This is a genomic window from Paludibacter propionicigenes WB4, assembly GCF_000183135.1.
Lineage (GTDB): Bacteria > Bacteroidota > Bacteroidia > Bacteroidales > Paludibacteraceae > Paludibacter > Paludibacter propionicigenes.
On the sequence record NC_014734.1, the window covers coordinates 3,665,215 to 3,685,504 of the forward strand.

At 41.0% G+C, this 20,290-nt stretch carries 16 protein-coding genes and 1 tRNA gene; 8 read left to right on the top strand and 9 right to left on the bottom strand.

The window, feature by feature from the left end; genetic code table 11:
- Positions 1-17 precede the first annotated feature (17 nt).
- Both dinB and PALPR_RS15120 read left to right on the top strand, forming a co-directional pair.
- Complete coding sequence (gene dinB, locus PALPR_RS15115) at positions 18-1,103, top strand: DNA polymerase IV (protein ID WP_013446536.1); 1,086 nt, start codon at positions 18-20, stop codon at positions 1,101-1,103.
- Between the two features lie 92 nt (positions 1,104-1,195).
- Positions 1,196-1,561 carry a DUF1304 domain-containing protein gene (locus tag PALPR_RS15120; RefSeq protein WP_013446537.1) on the top strand — a complete coding sequence of 122 codons (366 nt, stop codon included), beginning with the start codon at positions 1,196-1,198 and terminating at the stop codon, positions 1,559-1,561.
- Between the two features lie 74 nt (positions 1,562-1,635).
- On the opposite strand, the gene hisC is transcribed toward PALPR_RS15120, so the two are convergent.
- From hisC to PALPR_RS15135, 3 genes are all read right to left on the bottom strand, one after another.
- Positions 1,636-2,664: a histidinol-phosphate transaminase gene (gene hisC / locus PALPR_RS15125; protein WP_013446538.1), complete on the bottom strand. Its 1,029-nt coding sequence runs from the start codon at positions 2,662-2,664 to the stop codon at positions 1,636-1,638.
- 167 nt (positions 2,665-2,831) lie between these two features.
- Complete coding sequence (gene hisD / locus PALPR_RS15130) at positions 2,832-4,148, bottom strand: histidinol dehydrogenase (protein WP_013446539.1); 1,317 nt, start codon at positions 4,146-4,148, stop codon at positions 2,832-2,834.
- Between the two features lie 73 nt (positions 4,149-4,221).
- Positions 4,222-4,941 (bottom strand): inorganic diphosphatase, encoded by a 720-nt coding sequence (locus PALPR_RS15135; RefSeq protein ID WP_013446540.1) that lies wholly within the window; start codon positions 4,939-4,941, stop codon positions 4,222-4,224.
- Positions 4,942-5,146: 205 nt separating this feature from the next.
- On the opposite strand from PALPR_RS15135, the gene PALPR_RS15140 reads away from it, so the two are divergent.
- Both PALPR_RS15140 and PALPR_RS15145 read left to right on the top strand, forming a co-directional pair.
- Positions 5,147-5,219, top strand: a tRNA-Pro gene (locus PALPR_RS15140).
- Positions 5,220-5,370: 151 nt separating this feature from the next.
- A complete protein-coding gene (locus PALPR_RS15145) occupies positions 5,371-5,904 on the top strand; it encodes a hypothetical protein (RefSeq protein ID WP_013446541.1) in 534 nt (177 codons plus the stop codon).
- Between the two features lie 87 nt (positions 5,905-5,991).
- Here the strand turns inward: PALPR_RS15145 and PALPR_RS15150 are convergent, their stop codons facing one another.
- The 3 genes from PALPR_RS15150 to lysS all read right to left on the bottom strand — a co-directional run bounded on the left by PALPR_RS15150 (position 5,992) and on the right by lysS (position 10,250).
- A complete protein-coding gene (locus tag PALPR_RS15150; RefSeq protein ID WP_013446542.1) occupies positions 5,992-7,335 on the bottom strand; it encodes a glucose-6-phosphate isomerase in 1,344 nt (447 codons plus the stop codon).
- Between the two features lie 86 nt (positions 7,336-7,421).
- Positions 7,422-8,417: an NAD(P)H-dependent glycerol-3-phosphate dehydrogenase gene (locus PALPR_RS15155; protein WP_013446543.1), complete on the bottom strand. Its 996-nt coding sequence runs from the start codon at positions 8,415-8,417 to the stop codon at positions 7,422-7,424.
- A 105-nt stretch (positions 8,418-8,522) separates the two neighbouring features.
- The gene (gene lysS, locus PALPR_RS15160) at positions 8,523-10,250 is read right to left on the bottom strand and encodes a lysine--tRNA ligase (protein ID WP_013446544.1); all 1,728 of its coding nucleotides are present in this window, start codon (positions 10,248-10,250) and stop codon (positions 8,523-8,525) included.
- Between the two features lie 238 nt (positions 10,251-10,488).
- On the opposite strand from lysS, the gene PALPR_RS15165 reads away from it, so the two are divergent.
- Complete coding sequence (locus PALPR_RS15165; RefSeq protein ID WP_041621034.1) at positions 10,489-11,934, top strand: RapZ C-terminal domain-containing protein; 1,446 nt, start codon at positions 10,489-10,491, stop codon at positions 11,932-11,934.
- A gap of 96 nt (positions 11,935-12,030) precedes the next feature.
- The gene (locus tag PALPR_RS15170) at positions 12,031-12,774 is read left to right on the top strand and encodes a nucleotidyltransferase family protein (protein ID WP_041620466.1); all 744 of its coding nucleotides are present in this window, start codon (positions 12,031-12,033) and stop codon (positions 12,772-12,774) included.
- A gap of 114 nt (positions 12,775-12,888) precedes the next feature.
- Here the strand turns inward: PALPR_RS15170 and aroC are convergent, their stop codons facing one another.
- From aroC to PALPR_RS15185, 3 genes are all read right to left on the bottom strand, one after another.
- On the bottom strand, positions 12,889-13,953 hold the full coding sequence (gene aroC / locus PALPR_RS15175; RefSeq protein WP_013446547.1) for a chorismate synthase: 1,065 nt from the start codon (positions 13,951-13,953) through the stop codon (positions 12,889-12,891).
- Between the two features lie 193 nt (positions 13,954-14,146).
- Entirely contained in the window at positions 14,147-14,764 is a 618-nt protein-coding gene (locus PALPR_RS15180) for an FKBP-type peptidyl-prolyl cis-trans isomerase (RefSeq protein WP_013446548.1), read from the bottom strand.
- A gap of 107 nt (positions 14,765-14,871) precedes the next feature.
- Entirely contained in the window at positions 14,872-17,625 is a 2,754-nt protein-coding gene (locus PALPR_RS15185; RefSeq protein WP_013446549.1) for a putative LPS assembly protein LptD, read from the bottom strand.
- 189 nt (positions 17,626-17,814) lie between these two features.
- Between PALPR_RS15185 and PALPR_RS15195 the strand changes: the two genes are divergently transcribed.
- Positions 17,815-19,089 (top strand): N-acetylmuramoyl-L-alanine amidase family protein, encoded by a 1,275-nt coding sequence (locus PALPR_RS15195; protein ID WP_013446550.1) that lies wholly within the window; start codon positions 17,815-17,817, stop codon positions 19,087-19,089.
- Between the two features lie 46 nt (positions 19,090-19,135).
- Positions 19,136-20,047 carry an MlaD family protein gene (locus tag PALPR_RS15200; protein WP_013446551.1) on the top strand — a complete coding sequence of 304 codons (912 nt, stop codon included), beginning with the start codon at positions 19,136-19,138 and terminating at the stop codon, positions 20,045-20,047.
- Positions 20,048-20,290: the final 243 nt, after the last annotated feature.

The following is a 20,290-nucleotide window of genomic DNA, read 5'->3' on the forward strand; positions in this document are numbered from 1 at the left end:
AACCGCTGTGTTGAGCTATGCGTAAGATAATTCATATTGATATGGATGCTTTCTTTGCTTCGATAGAGCAGCGGGATAATGCTGACTACAGGGGCAAACCTCTGGCTGTCGGTTATTCGGGAGCACGTGGTGTGGTGGCAGCTTCCAGTTATGAAGCGCGGCGTTATGGAGTGCATTCGGCCATGGCATCAAAAACGGCATTGCGTAAGTGTCCGCACCTGATATTTGTGATGCCGCGGTTTGATGTGTATAAGTCGGTGTCGCGACAGATTATGGAAATCTTCCATGAATATACCGATTTAGTGGAACCTCTTTCGTTGGATGAAGCCTTCCTTGATGTTACCGAGAATCACAAGCAGATAGCAACGGCTACACAAATAGCCAAAGAGATAAAGCAAAAGATCCGGGAAACCGTTGGGCTTACAGCTTCGGCGGGCGTATCGTTCAATAAGTTCCTGGCCAAGATAGCGTCCGACTATAATAAACCGGATGGATTATTTGTGATTACACCAAAAGCTGCCGAGCAATTTGTAGATACATTACCGATAGAACGTTTCTTCGGTGTGGGGAAAGTTACTGCTGAACGCATGCATCAGTTAGGTATCAAGACCGGAGCTGATTTAAAACAATGGTCGGAGCAAGGGTTGGTAACCAACTTTGGCAAGGTAGGACACATGTATTATCAAAACGCGCGGGCGATAGATAACCGACCGGTGGAATCGCAGAGAATCCGTAAATCGGTAAGTTCCGAGACTACCTTTGCAATTGATACGGATATTTATGAAGAAATCTTGCCAGAACTTGATGTACTCACCCGTGAAGTGGTGGATTACATACAAAAGAAAGACTTTAAAGGGCGCACGGCAAGTATAAAACTGAAGTTTTCAGATTTTAGAGTTATTACCCGCAGTAAAACCTTTCCCACACCTGTGTCAGATTACGAAACGCTTTATGGAGCAGGGAAAGAGATGCTTAAACTGGTGGATTTGTCTCCTAAAATAAGGTTGATTGGAATAGGCGTTAAGAATAATGAAGAAGAAGTGAGTTGGGGCGATGCTATTCAGTTAAGAATTGAATTTAAAGAAGATGAGTTGAATGAGTGAAATCTTTTTCCTCGCTGATGCGTTTTAGCTATGCACAACTATCTTCCTGACAGCAGAGGGTGTAAAATCAATTATTCAATTAGAAAAAGTATATGGGAACAATAACACAAATTTTAATAGGATTGGTAGCCCTTGAGCATATCTATATTTTATGGATAGAAATGTTTGCGTGGGAATCAGCAGGGAAAAGAACATTCAAGAGTTTACCCGCTGAATTGTTTAAGCCAACCAAAGGATTAGCTGCCAATCAGGGTTTGTATAATGGCTTTTTAGCTGCCGGTTTGATATGGACATTCTTTATCTCTGATATCTTGTGGAAAACGAATATCTCGATTTTCTTTTTGAGCTGTGTTTCAATAGCCGGAATTTATGGTGCTGCAACAGCTGATAAGAAGATATTCTTTGTTCAGGCGCTACCGGCAATATTGGCATTGATAGCTCTTTTATTGGCTCTATAAGAGTTATAACATCTAACAAAGTACGGCGTAAGATTTGATTCTTACGCCGTATTTTGTATCTAAAAGAAGTACAGTTAGAATTTCTTCAACTCTTCCAACAAAGTCTTATTTTCTTCAGGAGTCCCCACCGTAATTCGCACACAACCCATACACAACGAAACTGTGTTGCGGTTACGCACAATGATGCTTTTATCCACCAAGTGGTGATACACCGCATTGGCATCGGGCACTTTTACCAGTACGAAGTTGGCATCGGTAGGGTAGATGTGTTGTACCAACGGCAATTTTTCCAGTTCCTGAACCAACACCGTTCGTTCTGCCAGTAATGTTTTCACCCATGCTTTTGTTTGATCTGCATTTTTTAGCGAAGCTACAGCTTGCTTTTGCGTCAGAATGTTGACGTTGTAAGGATATTTGATTTTGTTGAGGATGCCGATAATTTCAGTCGATGCAAATGCCATTCCCAGTCGGATAGCTGCACTTCCCCAGGCTTTGGAGAAGGTTTGCAAAATTACCAGATTCGGATATTGCGATAGAAATCCGGAGAAACTACCTTCGGAGGCAAAATCAATATAAGCCTCATCAAGCACTACAATACCTTCGAACGAAGTAAGTAATTTGACGATTTCCTTTCTATCTAAACTGTTGCCGGTAGGATTGTTCGGCGAGCAAAGCCAGATAAGTTTGGTGTACAGGTTAGTTGCTGCCAGTAAACTATCAGCGGTAAACTGGAAATTTTCATCAAGCAACACTTTGCGATATTCAACATCGTTGATGGATGCACAAACTTTGTACATGCCGTAGGTAGGTTCAATAGCCACTACATTATCGATGCGCGGTTCGCAAAATGCACGGTATAATAAATCGATAGGCTCGTCGCTACCGTTTCCAAGGAAGATGTTCTCTGCCGGAACATTTTTTACTTTAGTGATAAGGTCTTTCACTTCCCATTGCAATGGGTCGGGATAGCGGTTGAATGGTGCGTTGTATGGATTCTCGTTTGCATCCAGGTATACCGACGCTTCACCTTTAAACTCATCGCGGGCGCATGAGTAGGGTTGGAGTTCGCGTATATTGGTGCGTAATAATTTGTCTATATTCATTTTTACTCGTTTTACTCGGGATCGTAGTTCGCTTCGCTCATGTTATTAACTCACTTCGTTCGTGATATTAACTCGCTTTTCTCGTGATATTAGCTCACTTCGTTCGCGTTATTTGCTTACGCGTTATTAATTGATAACTGTTCACTGATAACTGCTCACTGAAAAAACTATCTGCGATGGCTACTGTATCTTTCTTCTACCGGTTTTTCTTCATTCAACCGAACCTTTACAGCATTACTGTGCGCCATTAGTTCTTCGTTTTCCGCCATCAGGATAATGGCATTGCTTAAGTTTGTAAGTCCTTCCTGTGTAATTTGTTGGAAAGTGACTTTCCGTACATAGCTGTCCAGATTTACTCCGTTGTAAGCTTTGGCATATCCGTTTGTCGGTAAGGTATGATTTGTCCCCGAAGCATAATCTCCGGCACTTTCAGGCGTATAATTACCCAAGAATACTGATCCTGCATTGATGATGTTTGCTGCTACACCCATATAATATCGGGTAGAAATAATTAAATGTTCAGGAGCATATTCGTTGGTCATTTCTACCGCTTCTTCCAGCGTTTTGAGAACAATGATTTTGCTGTTTTCCAACGCTTTTCGTGCAAACTCTTTTCGAGGCAATTGTTCTAGTTGAAGCTCTATTTGTTCCAAAACCGGCTCTACCTGGCGTTCGCTTACAGTAATCAAAATAGATTGGCTGTCAACACCATGTTCGGCTTGCGAAAGTAAGTCGGCAGCAACAAAAGCAGGATTGGCAGTTTCATCAATAATGACTTCTACTTCCGATGGTCCGGCAGGCATATCAATGGCCACATCTTTAAGCGAAACTAATTGCTTGGCAGCGGTTACATATTGATTTCCGGGGCCAAATATTTTATAAACTTTTGGTACACTCTCGGTTCCATAAGCCATGGCAGCTATTGCCTGCGTTCCACCAATTTTGAAAATGCGATGAACACCGGCCACTTTGGCTGCATAAAGCACAGCCGGGTGGATTTTCCCCTCTTTGTTTGGCGGAGTACAAAGCACTACTTCATTACATTCAGCTATTTGAGCAGGAATACCAAGCATCAAAACAGTGGAAAACAGTGGGGCAGTACCACCCGGGACGTATAAACCTACTTTTTGGATAGCAATAGCTTTTTGCCAGCAATAGACACCGGGTGAGGTTTGTATTTCGGGTAAATCATGTTGTTGCTCCGAATGGAACTTCCATATATTGCGTCTTGCCATTTCAATGGCTTGTTTCAAATCAGTTGATACCAGTTTCTCAGCCTCAGCGATTTCTTCCTTGCTAACTTCAATATTGTCGAGGGTCACCTTATCAAACTGTTCGGTGTATTTTTTTACGGCGTTATCGCCATGCGAGCGAACATCATCCAATACTTTTTGCACTGTGTCGAACAGCGAAGTGCTGTCGAAAGTGGGACGGGCTAAAATCGTTGCCCAATCTTCACGCGAAGGATATTTGATAACTTGCATAATATGTTGTTTTATTGTTATTTACTTGTTTCTAGCCTTTCAATACTCGGTTGGCGCTTTGGCTGATTATTTATCAGCTTGCTATTGCTTCCCAATTATCATAAAGTTCTTTCATATTGTCGAAAATCAGGTTTGCACCATTATCGGTAAGTACTTTAGGATCTAATGGTCCGGTGTTGACTCCAATGGTGAATAGTCCGGCAGCATTGGATGATTTTACTCCTAAGGGTGCATTTTCAATAACTACAACCTCCCAGGGTTTTACGTCTGATTTGTTCAACGCCTTTAAATAGGGCTCGGGATGAGGTTTACCGTATTTTACATCGTAGGCCGTAATCATTTTCTCTTTCTGAAATATACCGGGAAAGTTTTCTTCTAAACTGTGAATCAGCGTGTGTTGACCGGATCCGGTAACAACAAATATCTGAAGTCCCTGAGCCTTTACTTTTTCCAACAAATCAAGTACATGTGGTATCTTGCCCGCTTTTCCGCAAGTTTCAAATATCTTTGACTTTAGTTGGTATATTTCCTGTTTCTCCTGCTCAGTAGCTTTTCTTCCGTGTTCTTTCACGAAAATCTCATCAATTGTAGATGCTCCGGTTCTGCCTTCGTTCATGTAAGCCTGATATTCGGTGAAAGGAAGATTTTTTTCGTGTAATGCTCGCACCCAGGCTGTGGCATGAAATTTCATTGAATCAAACAAAACACCATCCATATCAAAGAAAACTGCTTTAGGTTTAAAGGTAGGATAGTTTTTGGAACGAATAAATTTTTCTATTTCTGCTGTAAACATGTAGTTAAAATTTTATGCAAAGATACTTATTTTGTCAGTTAAATGGGTAATTTTTAGTAGGCTTATTTGATGGCTGATGTTGAAAATTTGAATTGGATATGATAGATTCTCATAGTGCGATGGTTGTTTAGTGAAAATTAAACCTTTTTTTGCATGTAATAATTCTGCTAAACAAATATATATTGTAGATTTGTACTCGCAAAATCGGGGTGTAGCGCAGTCGGTAGCGCGCTACGTTCGGGACGTAGAGGTCGCAGGTTCGAATCTTGTCACCCCGACTATAATAAACTAACTTTTACTGCAGTACTTAGGCATAATGCTTTTTGTATATTTTAATAATTAAGACGGGCGAAGTGTATCTTTTAAATTAAAGGTTTGTTGATATTTTCAAGAATGATTTTATTCCTTTTGTAACAAAACAATTTATATATGAAAACAAAATACTTTGCTCTTTTGGGCATGTTGATCTTATTTTTTACGGCATGTACTCTTAAAAATTATTCCAACGAAACACCTAATATGGGTATATTGGTAATGCGTAATCATAAGACAGATACTTTAAAAATGTATTATACAAACGAAGTAAATGTATTTCGTTTAGATACAATTAATGTTGGTGATAGTATATACTTTAAATTAATCTTGAATGGGGTGCAAAATGATTTGACCGAATTCTCTTTTGTCTCTTCTGATACTACCGCCGCTAAAACGTTTTTTCCGCCAATTTCCTCATTGGATACACTTTTTGTAAAGAGCAAATCCGATTATGTGAATGGAAAATTTGTTTTTCAACCTAAAGTAATACAACTGTATTTTCCTGTTAGTTATGTGGGAAAGAAAGTTACAGCTACTGTTCCAACAGTCAAGATATCTTTGACTTCCAATGCTACTTTTGATAATAATCCAGGTGGAAATAAAGTTTCAGTAACTATACAAACGCCTTTCGAAGATGTAAAACGTTGATGATTATATCTTGAAAGTTCAAATAACAAAGAAGCCATTTACACAACGTAAATGGCTTCTTTGTTTTGTTGGGTTTTGATAACTGAATTAAATTCTGGCTTTAATGGCTTTTGTTTCTGCTTCGAAACCTGGTTTTTCCAGCAAGGCAAACATGTTTTTCTTATATGCTTCTACTCCCGGTTGGTCAAATGGATTTACACCAAGTATATAACCGCTTATACCGCAAGCTTTCTCAAAGAAATACAGCAATTCTCCCAGATAATACTCATTCAATACGGGCAACTCAATTTTCAGATTGGGAACACCGCCGTCAACGTGAGCAATCATGGTGCCGAGTTCAGCCATTTTATTGACTTCATCTACGCGTTTTCCGGCCAGGAAGTTCAATCCATCCAGGTTTTCTTCAGAGTGCGGAAATACCTTTGTATAGTTGCTTTCTTTTACAGAGATAACTGTTTCGAAAATAGTGCGCTCACCTTCCTGAATCCATTGACCCATAGAGTGTAAATCGGTGGTGAAGTCAACTGCCGCAGGAAATATCCCTTTGTTCTCTTTTCCTTCACTTTCTCCGTAGAGTTGTTTCCACCATTCGCCAATATAATGCAGTTTCGGGTGGAAGTTAACCAGTATCTCGGTTGTTTTTCCATTCTTGTATAGCTCATTGCGCACTGCTGCATATTGAGCGGCAGGGTTTTGCTCGAAAGGAGTTTCCAGTCCGCATTTTGCTTCCATTGTTACAGCTCCTGATATTAGTTTTCGAATGTCAAATCCGGCAACGGCAATGGGCAATAATCCAACGGGAGTCAGCACAGAAAAGCGTCCGCCCACATTATCTTCGATAACAAATGTTTTGTAACCTTCCTGAGTGGCAGCTGTGCGGAGTGCACCGCGCGATTTATCGGTGATGGCAATAATCAGTTTTTGTGCTGCGGCTTTTCCTTGTTCTTCTTCCAGCTGAGTTTTCAGCAGGCGGAATGCCAGAGCAGGTTCGGTGGTTGTTCCCGATTTTGAGATGGAGATGATACCGAATTTTTTTGTTTTGAGTAATTCCTGCAATTCGTACAGGTAATCTTCGCCGATATTCTGACCGGCATACACTACAACCGGCGATTTGCGTTCGGTCAGTAACCAGTCAAAACTGTTTGAAAGTGCATCTATAACAGCTTTTGCACCAAGGTAACTTCCACCTATACCAATGACAACCACCACTTCGCAGTTGTTACGCAGAATTTTTGCTGTGGCTTCTAAATCCTGCAAATGCGCTTCGTCGATAGAAGACGGCAGGTTTAACCAACCCAAAAAATCACTTCCTTTTCCGGTACCGTTGTGCAATGCTGCATTAGCATCGTCAACTTGTGCTTTATATCCGGCAACAGCTTGTTCCGATACGAATCCAAAAGCTTTATCAATCGATAGTTTAATATTTTCCATACTTGTAATTAAAAAGCTCTTATAAATCTTCCAACAGAAAAATATATAAAGAGCGTATTAATAATTTTTCTATATTTCTCTCTGATTTATTTTAATTTTTCGGACAGTTTGCGAATCTCCATAGTCGGTGAAACTCTGTTGTACAGAATTTCAAATACCGAATCTACAATAGGCATACTGATCTGATATTTTTCGTTTATTTCATGAATACACTTGGTGGCATAATAACCTTCGGCAATCATTTCCATCTCTATCTGAGCTGTTTTTACCGAGTACCCTTTTCCAATCATTGTTCCAAAAAGGCGGTTGCGACTAAACTTTGAATAAGCCGTTACGAGCAAGTCGCCCAGGTAGGCCGATTCGTTTATATCGCGATGCAAAGGATTGGTGGCGTTGCAAAAACGATTCATTTCCTGAATGGCATTGGATACCAACACAGCCTGAAAGTTGTCTCCGTATTTCAAACCATGGCATATACCGGCGGCTATGGAATAAATGTTTTTCATAACCGACGAGTATTCAATTCCCATAATATCGTCGCTGATGGAAGTGCGGATAAAACTGGTGTTGAATCGTTGTGAGAGCATGCGGGCTCTTTCGCGGTCGGTGCAGCCTATGGTCAGATAAGAAAGGCGCTCAAGCGCAACTTCCTCGGCATGACACGGACCGGCCAATACGGCTATATTGTCTTTCGGGACGTTGTAAAATTGCTCAAAATACTCGGTTACTACCAGATTTTCATCGGGTACTATCCCTTTGATGGCCGTTACAATAAACTTATTGTGCAACGGTCTTTTCAGTTTTTTGAGATGTTGTTTCAAAAAAGGCGATGGAGTAGCGAAAATCAGAATGTCAGAAGTGCGCACCAGCTTATTTATATCGCTTGTGAAATTAATCCGGTCGGTGTCAAACTTTACACCGGTGAGGTACGAAGGGTTTTTGCTCAGACGGATAAACTCATCAATCTGTTCTTGCCGCCTCATATACCAATTAATTTCCTGAGCATTGGTCAGTGCAATTTTGGCAATTGCAGTGGCCCAGCTCCCGCCGCCTATTACTGCAATTTTACTTTTTTCGTTCATTATTTTATAGTTAACGAGTGGACGAGTAAACGAGTAAACGAGATAAAGACTTATTCTTACTCAATTACGGGCTTACTATCCTTTTTTGTTTACTTGTCTCCTTGTTTACTTGTTTACTGCTTCAATCCATTCTGCCACGTCTTCTTTCGACGGGTTGGTCAATTCCAGTTTGTTCTTTTTATTGATTCCGCAAATGTCCTGATGGAATTTGTTCGGGTTTAGTCCTTTGAGGTCGGCAACCATTACGATGCCGGCTTTTTGAACCACCTCAACCCATGCTTCGGGGATGCCCAATGCTATGAATTTATCGGGACCATCTTTTTTGGCTACCTTTTCGGGCTTCATTTGAGGGAAGAAAAGCACTTCCTGTATGGCTTGCTGACCGGTCATAAGCATTACCAAACGATCCATACCGATACCCATTCCTGAAGTAGGAGGCATACCGTATTCCAATGAGCGCACAAAATCCATATCGATAAACATAGCTTCGTCATCGCCCTTTTCGCTCAGTTTCAGTTGTTCCTGAAAGCGTCCAAGTTGGTCGATTGGGTCGTTCAGTTCCGAGTAAGCATTCGCCAGCTCTTTACCGTTTACCATCAACTCGAAACGTTCTGTCAGCTCGGGGTTGTCGCGGTGGCGTTTACACAGAGGCGACATTTCGCGCGGATAATCGGTAATAAAAGTTGGTTGTATGTAGTTTCCTTCGCATTTTTCGCCGAAGATTTCGTCAATCATTTTGCCTTTACCCATGGTTTCATCAACTTCCACGTGCAACGTTTTGCACACTTCGCGCAGCTGAACTTCGTCCATGCCGTTGATGTCTATGCCGGTGTGTTCTTTAATAGCATCAATCATAGTAATGCGCTTAAACGGCGTTTTGAAACTGATGGTTTTATCGCCCACGGTAATTTCGTTAGTGCCGTTCACATCTAAACAAATTTTCTCTATCATTCGTTCGGTGAAGTCCATCATCCAGTTGTAGTCTTTGTAGGCTACGTATATTTCCATGGCTGTAAATTCAGGATTGTGGGTACGGTCCATACCTTCGTTGCGGAAGTTTTTGGAGAATTCATAAACGCCTTCAAATCCGCCTACAATCAGTCTTTTGAGGTATAACTCATCGGCCACACGGAGGTACAGCGGGATGTCCAGCGCGTTGTGATGGGTAATAAACGGACGAGCCGAAGCACCACCGGGTATCGATTGCAGAATAGGAGTTTCTACCTCGATGTAACCCTGAGCGTTGAAGTAGTCGCGCATAGATTGGTACACCTTGGTACGTTTCAGAAAAATATCTTTTACGCCATCGTTTACCACCAGGTCCACGTAGCGCTGACGGTAGCGTTGTTCAGGGTCTTCGAAAGCATCGAAAGCCACGCCATCTTTATATTTTACGATAGGGAGCGGGCGCAGCGCCTTGCTCAGTACGGTGAGTTCTTGCGCATGAACACTGATTTCGCCCATTTGGGTGCGGAATACAAAACCTTTGATCCCCACAAAATCGCCGATATCCAATAGCTTTTTGAATACGACGTTGTACATTTCGGGTTGCGCTTCGGTGTTGATGTCGTCGCGACTTACGTAAACCTGAATACGACCTTTGGAGTCTTGCAGTTCTACGAATGAAGCTTTGCCCATGATGCGGCGGCTCATTATACGACCTGCCACGCAAACGGGTTTACCGCTTTCGTCGTCTTTAAATTCAGCTTTTATATCGGTGGAAAATGCGTCGGTTGGATACAGTGCGGCAGGATAAGGATCGATGCCCAAATTTCGTAATTCGTCCAGACTTTGACGTCTAAACTGTTCTTGTTCGCTAAGTTCTGTGCTCATAATCTTTTTTAAATACAAATTGCTGCAAAAGTACAAAAAAAGGATGGATTTTTGATTCATAATTTTGAATTGATGTGTTTGCTCTTTGTTTTTAAATAGTTAGATAGATCTTTGAATTAGCAAGTTCATTAATCTATTGATATACTTGTGTAAAGTTTTTAGAACGTCAATACAAGTCTTTAAAATGATGTTTGTATCTTTGCAATCACGAACAAAATCAACTATTCAACCGATTCCCATGACCGAACTCGAAACCCTTTTCCTGCAATACACCCACGAACCTGCTCTTACCGTTACCGAACTTTCTGCCTCCGGCTCAAACCGTAAATACTTCCGGCTGACGAGCGAAAATCATTCGCTTATTGGGGTGGAAGGTACGTCGGTGGACGAAAATATTGCTTTTATCGAAATAGCCAACCATTTTCACCATCAGGGTCTGCCTGTGCCGCGTGTGCTGGGGCAAACGGCCGATAAACGTTTTTATATTCAGGACGACCTGGGCGATACGCTGCTTTTTGATGCCATTGCCGAGGGACGCAAAACGGGCGTGTTCTGCGAACCGGAAAAGGAGTTGCTGCGCAAAACCATGCGTAAGCTTCCCGCCGTTCAGGTGCAGGGGGCGCAGGGACTCGATTTTTCGGTGTGCTATCCGCAACCGGAATTCAACGAGCGTTCCATTCTTTGGGATCTGAATTATTTTAAATACTGTTTTCTGAAAGCTACCGGGTTGGATTTTCAGGAAAATCTGTTGGAAGATGATTTCGTAAAACTGTCGGAAATACTAATGCGCTCGCGGACTAATACCTTTATGTATCGCGACTTTCAGAGTCGGAACGTGATGGTGAAAGACGGCGAACCTTATTTTATCGACTTCCAAGGAGGCCGAAAAGGACCGCTTTATTACGATGTGGCTTCGTTTCTGTGGCAGGCCAAAGCGCAATACAATTCGGAGTTGCGCGAAGAGTTGTTGCACATTTACCTCGCGGCTTTGCAGGAGCTGATGCCAATAGACGAGGCTGATTTTGCTGAACAACTGAAGCATTTTGTGCTTTTCCGCACCTTGCAGGTACTTGGTGCGTATGGTTTCCGTGGCTATTTTGAGAAAAAGCCCCACTTCCTGCAAAGCATTCCGTTTGCTATCGAAAATCTCCGTGCCTTTTTGCATGATGACAACTCTTCCTATCCTTATCTGTTGCAGGTTCTCAAAGAAATGACCGAACTGGAACAATTCCGCGAAGTGGAAATTCGCAAACCATTGGTCGTAAAAGTTTATAGTTTCTCTTATAAAAAAGGCATTCCGCAAGATAATTCCGGCAATGGCGGTGGCTTTGTGTTCGACTGCCGTGCGGTGAATAATCCGGGCAAGTACGAGCGTTACCAGAGCCTGACGGGGCTGGACGAATCGGTTATCCGTTTCCTGGAAGATGATGGCGAAATCCTGTCGTTTATCGATCATGCCTTTGCCCTGGTGGATGCCTCGGTGAAGCGGTATATCGATCGCGGATTCACCAACCTGATGATTAGTTTCGGGTGTACCGGTGGCAGACACCGCTCGGTTTACTCCGCCCAAAAAACGGCAGAACATATCAGCGAAAAGTTTGGTGTGGAAGTACAATTGATTCATCGGGAACAGAATATTGAAGCTAAATTCAGCCCCCTAAATCCCCCAAGGGGGACTTATTGATGAGTAATGAAGTTTTTATTTTGTCAACATGATAAAGGTATATATATTAAAAAAACTAACTTTTAGTCCCCCTTGGGGGATTTAGGGGGCTGAAATATGAAAGCAATGATATTCGCCGCGGGGCTCGGCACCAGATTAAAGCCTCTGACAGATTCTATTCCTAAGGCTTTGGTACCAATTGTCGGGCAACCTTTGTTGGAGCATGTAATACTGAAACTAAAGACTGCCGGTTTCGACGAAATCATCGTGAATGTCCATCACTTTCCCGATCAGATTATTGATTTTCTGAAAGCAAACAATAATTTCGGCATTCGTATCGAGGTGTCGGATGAACGCGATCAGTTGCTTGATACGGGTGGTGGTATCCGAAAAGCAAAGCATTTTTTCGACGACGGACAACCGTTTTTGGTACACAATGTCGATATTCTGTCGGATGTTGATTTGCAGGAATTGTTCCAACAGCACCTTGCTGCCGACTCATTGGCTACGCTGGTGGTAAGTAAGCGAGATACTTTTCGCTATTTGTTATTCAATAATGATCAACGCCTTTGTGGCTGGATTAATGAGAAAACAGGCGAAACCAAACCCATCAGCTTTGATGATATTTCAGGATTTAATAAGCTGGCTTTTGCCGGTATTCAGGTATTGTCGCCCCGTGTTTTTGAGCTAATGGAGACCCTTGATGCTAAGTTTCCCATCATGGATTTCTATTTGTCCAATGCACAGACTCAGGTAATCAAAGGTTTTATCCCAACCGATTTTCACATGCTGGATGTCGGGAAGCTGAATGTATTGGATGAGGCGGAGCGGTTTGTTAGAATAGGTACCCCTAACCCCTAAAGGGGAATCTTAAAAAATAGAATCGTCTCCTATAACTTTATATCAAAAGTATAGGAGACGAAATCTTAATGACAATAGTAATTCAGTTCCCCTTTAGGGGTTAGGGGTAGTAATTTAATTCTTTGTCAGATACAAATCAATCAGCGTCAAAGCTGCCATCGCTTCAACGATAGGCACTGCGCGGGGCAGCACACAAGGATCGTGACGACCACGTGCCTCCAGTTCTACTTCGTTGGTGTGAATATCGAGCGTATCTTGTTTCTTCGAAATGGTGGCAACCGGTTTAAATAGTACGCGGAAATAGATATCCTGTCCGTTGCTGATGCCACCTTGCACGCCGCCCGAATTGTTCGTTTTGGTACTGACCTTGTCGCCGTCTTTTACAAATGAATCGTTCATTTCAGATCCCTTTAAGCTGACTCCCTCAAAGCCTCGTCCGTAATCAAATCCATGAGTTGCATTGATACTTAGCATGGCCTGAGCCAGTCGTGCTTGTAGTTTATCGAAAATTGGTTCGCCCAGTCCGACAGGAACACCTTTGATGACGCACGAAATAATTCCCCCGATAGAGTCGCCTTCTTTTTTCAGCTCCTTAATGTACTCAATCATTTTTTCGGCCACTTCCGGTTGCGGACAACGAACCACATTTGATTCAATAAGTGATAAATCGGCCGTTTCGAAATTCTGACTCATAGCAATGTGTCCGACTTGAGAAGTGAAAGCGGTAATGTCGATTCCATAATTTTTTAGTGCCAGCTTAGCAATGGCTCCTGCCACCACACGCGATGCTGTCTCGCGAGCTGAACTCCTGCCGCCTCCACGATGGTCGCGGATTCCATATTTTTGTTGGTATGTAAAGTCGGCATGCGATGGTCGGTACACTTCTTTCAGATGGTCGTAGTCGGAACTGTGTTGGTTCTCGTTCCAAATAACGAAGGCGATAGGTGTACCGGTACTTTTCCCATCGAAAATTCCTGATAAGAATTCAACTTTATCTCCTTCCTTACGCGGAGTAGAAATAGCCGACTGCCCGGGGCGACGGCGATTCAGTTCGTTTTGTATGAATGTTTCATCTATTTCTATCCCCGGAGGGCAACCGTCAACAATACCGCCGATTCCTTTTCCATGAGACTCGCCAAATGATGTGAAAGTAAATAATTTGCCAATGGTGTTCGACATTAATCTTCGTTTATAAGTTATAAAGTATGGATTATGAATATTTATTACATAATCCGTTGTTCAAGTTACAAAGTTATTCAAAAGTTTGAGATATTGTGAACATAAGCTGTCATTCCTATACAACAATGGATATTAAATAGCTGCGAAGCAGTTTAATATCCATTGAAAATGTAGTTAGTAATAAGTAAGCTTATTAATGACATCCGCAACCGCTGCCGCAACTTCCGCCGCCGCTCATGCTTGCTTCTTCTTCGTCGCCACAACCGCAGCTGCCGCTACTGCATCCGCCGTCGCCACATCCGCAGCCGCTTCCACAACCACCACCCATCAGAGCAGCAAGTTCTTTTTCAGTAGCTTCGCGAACTTCAAGTACCGAACCTTTGAAATGAAGGTTCTCACCAGCCAACGGATGGTTTAAGTCCACTTTTACATGTGAATCGCTTATGCTGACAATCTGTGCATTTACACGGTTTCCTTCACTATCCATCAATGGAACCACATTGCCTTCGAAAATCATCTCTTCGTCAAGTTTACCATCAATTTCAAATATAGAACGGTCTAAATCCAGTACACTGTCATCATCGTATTCTCCGTAGGCTTCTTCGCAGTTAATGACAAAGTCAAATTTGTCACCAACCTGCATACCAAATAAATTTTCTTCAAATTTTGGTAACATCATGCCTACACCATATACAAAATTTAATGGTTGTTGCTCAGTGGCTTTTTCCATTAATTCCAATTCTCCTTCTACTTCGCCATCAACGTATAATTCGTATTCTGCCGAAACCGATTTGTTTGCTGTAATTTTCATTTTATATCTGTTTTGTTTAATAATTTCTTCTTTATACCAATCACCCTATAATAGTTTTTGCGAGTGAATTGTTCATTTATTTTTGTTAATTGTAAAGTTTGTTTAAATTAGTACCAGGTTATTGGAGTATTTCCATAACCGCTTTGTTTGTCGTATTTCAAGTCCTGAAGCATGCTGGCATTAACGCCAATTTTGAAGTTATAGGATTTATATGGTCCAAAGGGTACCACACTTGCTGTCATTGTCCAGCAGTGCAGATTTCGTATAATGTTCACATTCGTGTACGTAAACTGGTGATTCGGAAAATCGTATGTGGTATTTGCCGACAGTTTCCAGTTGTTTGTTAGTGAGATATTACCCGAAAAGCTTAGGTTGTGAGTTAGAGCCATATTATATTCCGTTTTCTTCGGATTCCAGGTGCTGTTAGCGTATGTTACACTGTAATTGATATTGATGCTCCACGGGATAGTCACTTTTTGATAACCTTCGGAGTCTTTCGCTAACGCTTTCTTGTCTTTTTCAGCATCCGTTTTAGTTTGATTTTTTAAATCTGTTGTTGGCGTAAGATTGGCGTCTGTATTGTTAGATTTAGTGCTGTCTTCTTTTTTCTTCTTGTCTTTCTTCTTGAACGTTTCGTTATTCAGCGTATAACTGTAAGAAGTTCCGGTACCCATAAAACGAGGTAGCTTGCCATGTTCCCAACGGAGTTTGTTGACTCTTATACCCGCAGTGTTTGTGCTGTTGGGAGCATACATATAAGGATCAAACATTCCACTCAGGCTTAGACTCTGACTTTTTCCTGCTTTTATGCGCAGACCTACGTTCAGCATCGACCATTGCATGGAGTCAGCAGCCATATTGTACGATCCGCTAACGGAGAAATTATCAATCAGACTTATTACTTTGAATTTTGAAGTAGTGGTAGTATCTTTCTCGCTTTTAAGCACTTTCATTTCCAAATTGTTGGTCAAAGAGAAACTGATATTTCCTGATTTACCTGTACCCGGAGCGCCGTATAAGCTATTCATATAATGTGAGTATTGAACTACCTGATCATGCTGTACTGCTGCATTGGCAGGTATTATATAAGATCCGTAGTATCCCCAGGTAGCTGCTCCAAAATCCGGAGCGTAACTGAATCCAACTGTAGGTGTCATTACGTGTCTTATGGCAACTATTTTATTACCTGTGAGCTTGTTAAAAAACGGAAGCGGGGTGTACATTCCATAAACTTTAGTAGATGCAGAAACTCCCATGTTGAAATCGTACACTCTATTAAATCCTGAAACAGTATCTGTTTTTACCCGCTGATTGGTCTCATCCCAACTTTGATTTACCGATTGAAGGTACCAGCGCTCGTTATAATTGAACGAAGGAGAAACGTTTATGTATTTTAGAACATTGAAAGTAGCACTGATAGGAATACTGTGTTTCATGCCGTTTTTCCAGTCTTTTGAGAAAGATGAAGTCAAGAGCTTATTTTCTTTCGTTCGGATACTATTCGCAAATGTACCATTGTATGACATGGAAATTTTTTCGTACCAACGCTCATTTCCGGCAGCATTTTTTCGTTTGAAAGGATAGATGCGGCTCATTGACACACTAATGTTTGGCAACGATAAGTCGAGCATGGAATCACGGGTACTTTGCGCAGCATTCATACTTCCTGAAATATTAAACGGACTTTCGGGGAATCGCTTGGTGAATGATATGCTTGAGCTTTTAGTACTTTGTGAGTTTATCTCCGGGCGATAATAGTTGTCAATATTATTTCGGTTGTACCCGCTTGTACTGAAGTTTACGCTTGTTGAGAAATTGAAATACGGATTTGCTTTAGCGTCCTGAGAGTGCGACCAAACAATGCTCATGCTGGGCATTTTACTATAGTTGGGTAGCTCTTTCTCTCCTGTAACATCCTCGCGGTAACTAAAATTAAAAGAACCGCTATATTTGTATCGTTTAATGTATTTGGAGTTTGCATAAAAAGCCCATGTTCCCTTGGTATATATATCGCCCTTTACTTCCAAATCGGCATAATCACTGATAGCAAAGTAATAACCTCCTCCCATCAGTCCAAATCCTCTGGTTTGTTCGTCTCTGAATGTAGGCATAACAATTCCGGATGAATATTTATCCGTAAATGGGAAAAAACCGAAAGGAATTGCAATTGGCAGAGGTACATCTTCTACTACCAGATAGGCCGGTCCCGAAACAACATATTTTCCGGTCTTAACTTTCCCTCTTGTAAGGTCCATGTAAAAGTCAGGATGTTCGTGGTTATCGCAGGTCGTGTATTTTCCGTCCGTTATACACAGAATGTCATTATCCACTTTTTTTGTTTTATCGCTGACAATGTAGCCCTCGCCTTGTTTTGTAACTGCTTGTCTGATAAATCCCTTTTTCGTTTTTAAATTGTAGGTCAGTTCTTTGGATGAGTATTCCGTGCTACCTTCGGCAAATACAGGTTCTCCGATTTTTTTACCGACACTATCCGTCTTTCCGTGCGCGAAGACGATACTGCTGTCCATCTTAACCCGTACAAAGTCCGCTTTTAAATTAATGTTCTTGTATTTTATATCGCTTTGTCCATGCAGAAAACCTGTTCCATTGCCTAATAAAACAATAGAGTCCTGGGCACTATAGGTAATTTTGGCATCAATCTGATTGGGTTTGACTTTTTTTGTTACTGTCTTTACTGTATCCCGGGAATTCCTTATACTATCGTTTATGTGCTTTATTAGGTCGCTTTTATTGGGCACAGCTTTCTCCTGACTGAACCCCATGAAGGTAGAAGTCAGACAAAAAATGAAAAGCAGGTTCAGACGTGCTATGTTGAAATGTAATCGGTTACAGATTTGCATCCGGTAAGGGTATGGTTTTCTAAATTAGGCCGCAAATTTACTGAAAAAAAAGTACTCTCATTTACTTGTAATCTTTTTTTATGAATAATTTGAAAATTTACCACTTCATTTCGCATTATAAACAGGATAAAAACATTACTTTTGCAACAATTATTACAACCAAATCCTTTTTTATTTAACGAAGTTTTTATGAAATTTATCAAAAAGTATTTTATTGTACGTCAGTGCTATATGATGTTATTTGGACTTTTTGTCCTTACTCCTTTGATAGCACAGGATGCTAAATTTACTGTGGTGCTTGATGCAGGACATGGAGGTCATGACCCCGGGGCGATGGGTGCTTTTTCACGGGAAAAAGACATTAATTTAGCTATTGAGTTGTATCTGGGATCATTGATTGAGCAAAACTTCAAAGACGTAAAAGTAGTATATACCCGTAAGACTGATAAATACCTTACTCTCCAAGAACGAGCCGACATTGTGAATGATCATCATGCCGATTTGTTTATCTGCGTTCACACGAACTCCTCAACCAGTCCTGCTGCATTCGGAACTGAAACATTTACACTCGGGTTGGCTAAATCTAAAGCTAATTTAGATGTGGCTATGCGTGAAAACTCGGTAATTTTGCTTGAGGAAGACTACCGCTCGAAGTATAAGGGTTTTGATCCTAAATCGGTTGATTCCTACATAATGTTTGAATTTATGCAGGATAAATATATTGACAAGAGTGTAGAATTCTCATCGGCTGTTCAAAAGCAATTTGTAAGTTATGGTGGACGCGCTGATCATGGAGTTCGTCAAGCCGGTTTTTGGGTCTTACACCGTTCTGCCTGTCCAAGTGTTTTGGTCGAAGTCGGTTTTATCTCAAATCCTGCCGAGGAACGGTTTTTGATGAGTGAACAGGGACAGAAGCAAATGGCAACGGCTATTTATAATGCATTTGTTGATTATAAAAGAGGACATGATAAGAAATCGGGAAGGCAAGGTCCGGTAGTTTCTAAAATAGAGCCACCAGCTCAAAATGTAGAACCTCAACCTACAAGGACAACACCTAAAGTAACTGAGGCTCCAAAAGGAGATGATCAGGAAACGGTCAGAAAACCACGGGTAACTGAAGCTGCAATTCAGAAACCGACAGAGTCTTCTAAGAGTTCTAATGTGATGAAACCAACCAATATTGCTTCAGAGCAGGTAAATGAAGGTGGCGTTGTTTTTAAAGTGCAATTATTCGCATCAAGAGTTGAATTGGGAAAAGATGCGCCTGATTTCAAAGGTGTTCCGGGTATTGAGCTTTTTACCGAAAACAGATATTTTAAGTACACCCTGGGAGCTGAGACAGATTACGCTAAAATTGAGAAAGTTCGAAGATCAATACTGTCTAAATTTCCCGATGCTTTTATCATTGCATTTCAGGGTGATAGAAAGTTGACAGCCAAAGAGGTTTCCAGGCTAACTAAATAACCGACTACTCTATAGATTTATCGGAAGTATTACTAAAAAACAAAGAATGAAGAAAAATTATTTTACACGCGAAGTAAAAGTAGGTATAATGGCTATTGTAGCAATTTTTGTGTTGTATTTCGGATTGAACTTTCTGAAAGGAATCAGCATATTTACCCCTGTAAGCTATTATTATGGTTCCTACGAGAATCTTGGAGGTTTGGTTCCATCGACCCCCGTTTATGTAAAAGGATATAAAGTTGGTCAGGTTGAAAAGATAAGCTACGATTTTTCGAAACAGAAATCATTCGTCATAAAGATTTCTGTATCTAAAGATATAAAGTTGCCAAAAGGCGCAAAGATGGAACTTTATGATGAAGGTATAATGGGAGGTAAGGCTGTTCAGTTGGTATATGCACCTATAACACCAACGCAGGCGATGTATGAGCCCGGTGATACCATAGAGTCTAAAGTTGGTTTAGGGTTGATGGCACAGCTGTCTGGTGATTTGGTACCCAAGATTGAAAGCATCTCCTTGCAGGCTGATTCGCTGATTCGCTCAGTACGTGTTTTAGTCGAGAATAAAGATCTCACTAAAAGCCTTTCATCAATTGAGCATACTACGGCTAATTTAGCCGTCAGTTCCTCGCAACTAAAGAAAATGATGAACAACGAAGTGCCTCGTATTTTAAGCGATGTAAATGTCGTGACGTCCGATTTTAAACTGATAAGCGGTAATTTAAAAAAGATAGATTATGCAGCCACATTTGCCAGCGTAAATCACACTATTTCCAACCTCAGTTTGATAACCGATAAAATTAATAATTCTGAAGGTACACTTGGAATGTTGTTGAATAATAAAGATCTGTATATCAACTTGTCGAATACAGCTGCAAGTTCCGATAAACTCTTAATAGATTTACAGAAAAATCCAAAACGATATGTTCATTTTTCGCTCTTTGGAAGTAAGACTAAATAGTATTCTTATTTTTACGCATTCTAAATAACGAAACAGACAAAAAAAAATATATTTCAATATTTTAATAGCCGAAACCTTTTGTTAACAAGTGTTTCGGCTTTTTTAGCCCCTATATTTTCAAATATGCTATCAATTTGATAAGCGCTTTATAATCAACGGTATTACAAACGTGTTACAATTAACTGTTTGTAAATCAGTAGATTTATCTAATGTTCTGATATTAAAAACGATGATAATGATTAA

What these genes read in the sequence shown, in the direction of transcription:
- dinB (WP_013446536.1), top strand. Translation starts at nt 18, where the DNA reads ATGCGTAAGATAATTCATATTGATATGGATGCTTTCTTTGCTTCGATA.
- PALPR_RS15120 (WP_013446537.1), top strand. Translation starts at nt 1,196, where the DNA reads ATGGGAACAATAACACAAATTTTAATAGGATTGGTAGCCCTTGAGCAT.
- hisC (WP_013446538.1), bottom strand. Translation starts at nt 2,664, where the DNA reads ATGAATATAGACAAATTATTACGCACCAATATACGCGAACTCCAACCC.
- hisD (WP_013446539.1), bottom strand. Translation starts at nt 4,148, where the DNA reads ATGCAAGTTATCAAATATCCTTCGCGTGAAGATTGGGCAACGATTTTA.
- PALPR_RS15135 (WP_013446540.1), bottom strand. Translation starts at nt 4,941, where the DNA reads ATGTTTACAGCAGAAATAGAAAAATTTATTCGTTCCAAAAACTATCCT.
- PALPR_RS15145 (WP_013446541.1), top strand. Translation starts at nt 5,371, where the DNA reads ATGAAAACAAAATACTTTGCTCTTTTGGGCATGTTGATCTTATTTTTT.
- PALPR_RS15150 (WP_013446542.1), bottom strand. Translation starts at nt 7,335, where the DNA reads ATGGAAAATATTAAACTATCGATTGATAAAGCTTTTGGATTCGTATCG.
- PALPR_RS15155 (WP_013446543.1), bottom strand. Translation starts at nt 8,417, where the DNA reads ATGAACGAAAAAAGTAAAATTGCAGTAATAGGCGGCGGGAGCTGGGCC.
- lysS (WP_013446544.1), bottom strand. Translation starts at nt 10,250, where the DNA reads ATGAGCACAGAACTTAGCGAACAAGAACAGTTTAGACGTCAAAGTCTG.
- PALPR_RS15165 (WP_041621034.1), top strand. Translation starts at nt 10,489, where the DNA reads ATGACCGAACTCGAAACCCTTTTCCTGCAATACACCCACGAACCTGCT.
- PALPR_RS15170 (WP_041620466.1), top strand. Translation starts at nt 12,031, where the DNA reads ATGAAAGCAATGATATTCGCCGCGGGGCTCGGCACCAGATTAAAGCCT.
- aroC (WP_013446547.1), bottom strand. Translation starts at nt 13,953, where the DNA reads ATGTCGAACACCATTGGCAAATTATTTACTTTCACATCATTTGGCGAG.
- PALPR_RS15180 (WP_013446548.1), bottom strand. Translation starts at nt 14,764, where the DNA reads ATGAAAATTACAGCAAACAAATCGGTTTCGGCAGAATACGAATTATAC.
- PALPR_RS15185 (WP_013446549.1), bottom strand. Translation starts at nt 17,625, where the DNA reads ATGCAAATCTGTAACCGATTACATTTCAACATAGCACGTCTGAACCTG.
- PALPR_RS15195 (WP_013446550.1), top strand. Translation starts at nt 17,815, where the DNA reads ATGAAATTTATCAAAAAGTATTTTATTGTACGTCAGTGCTATATGATG.
- PALPR_RS15200 (WP_013446551.1), top strand. Translation starts at nt 19,136, where the DNA reads ATGAAGAAAAATTATTTTACACGCGAAGTAAAAGTAGGTATAATGGCT.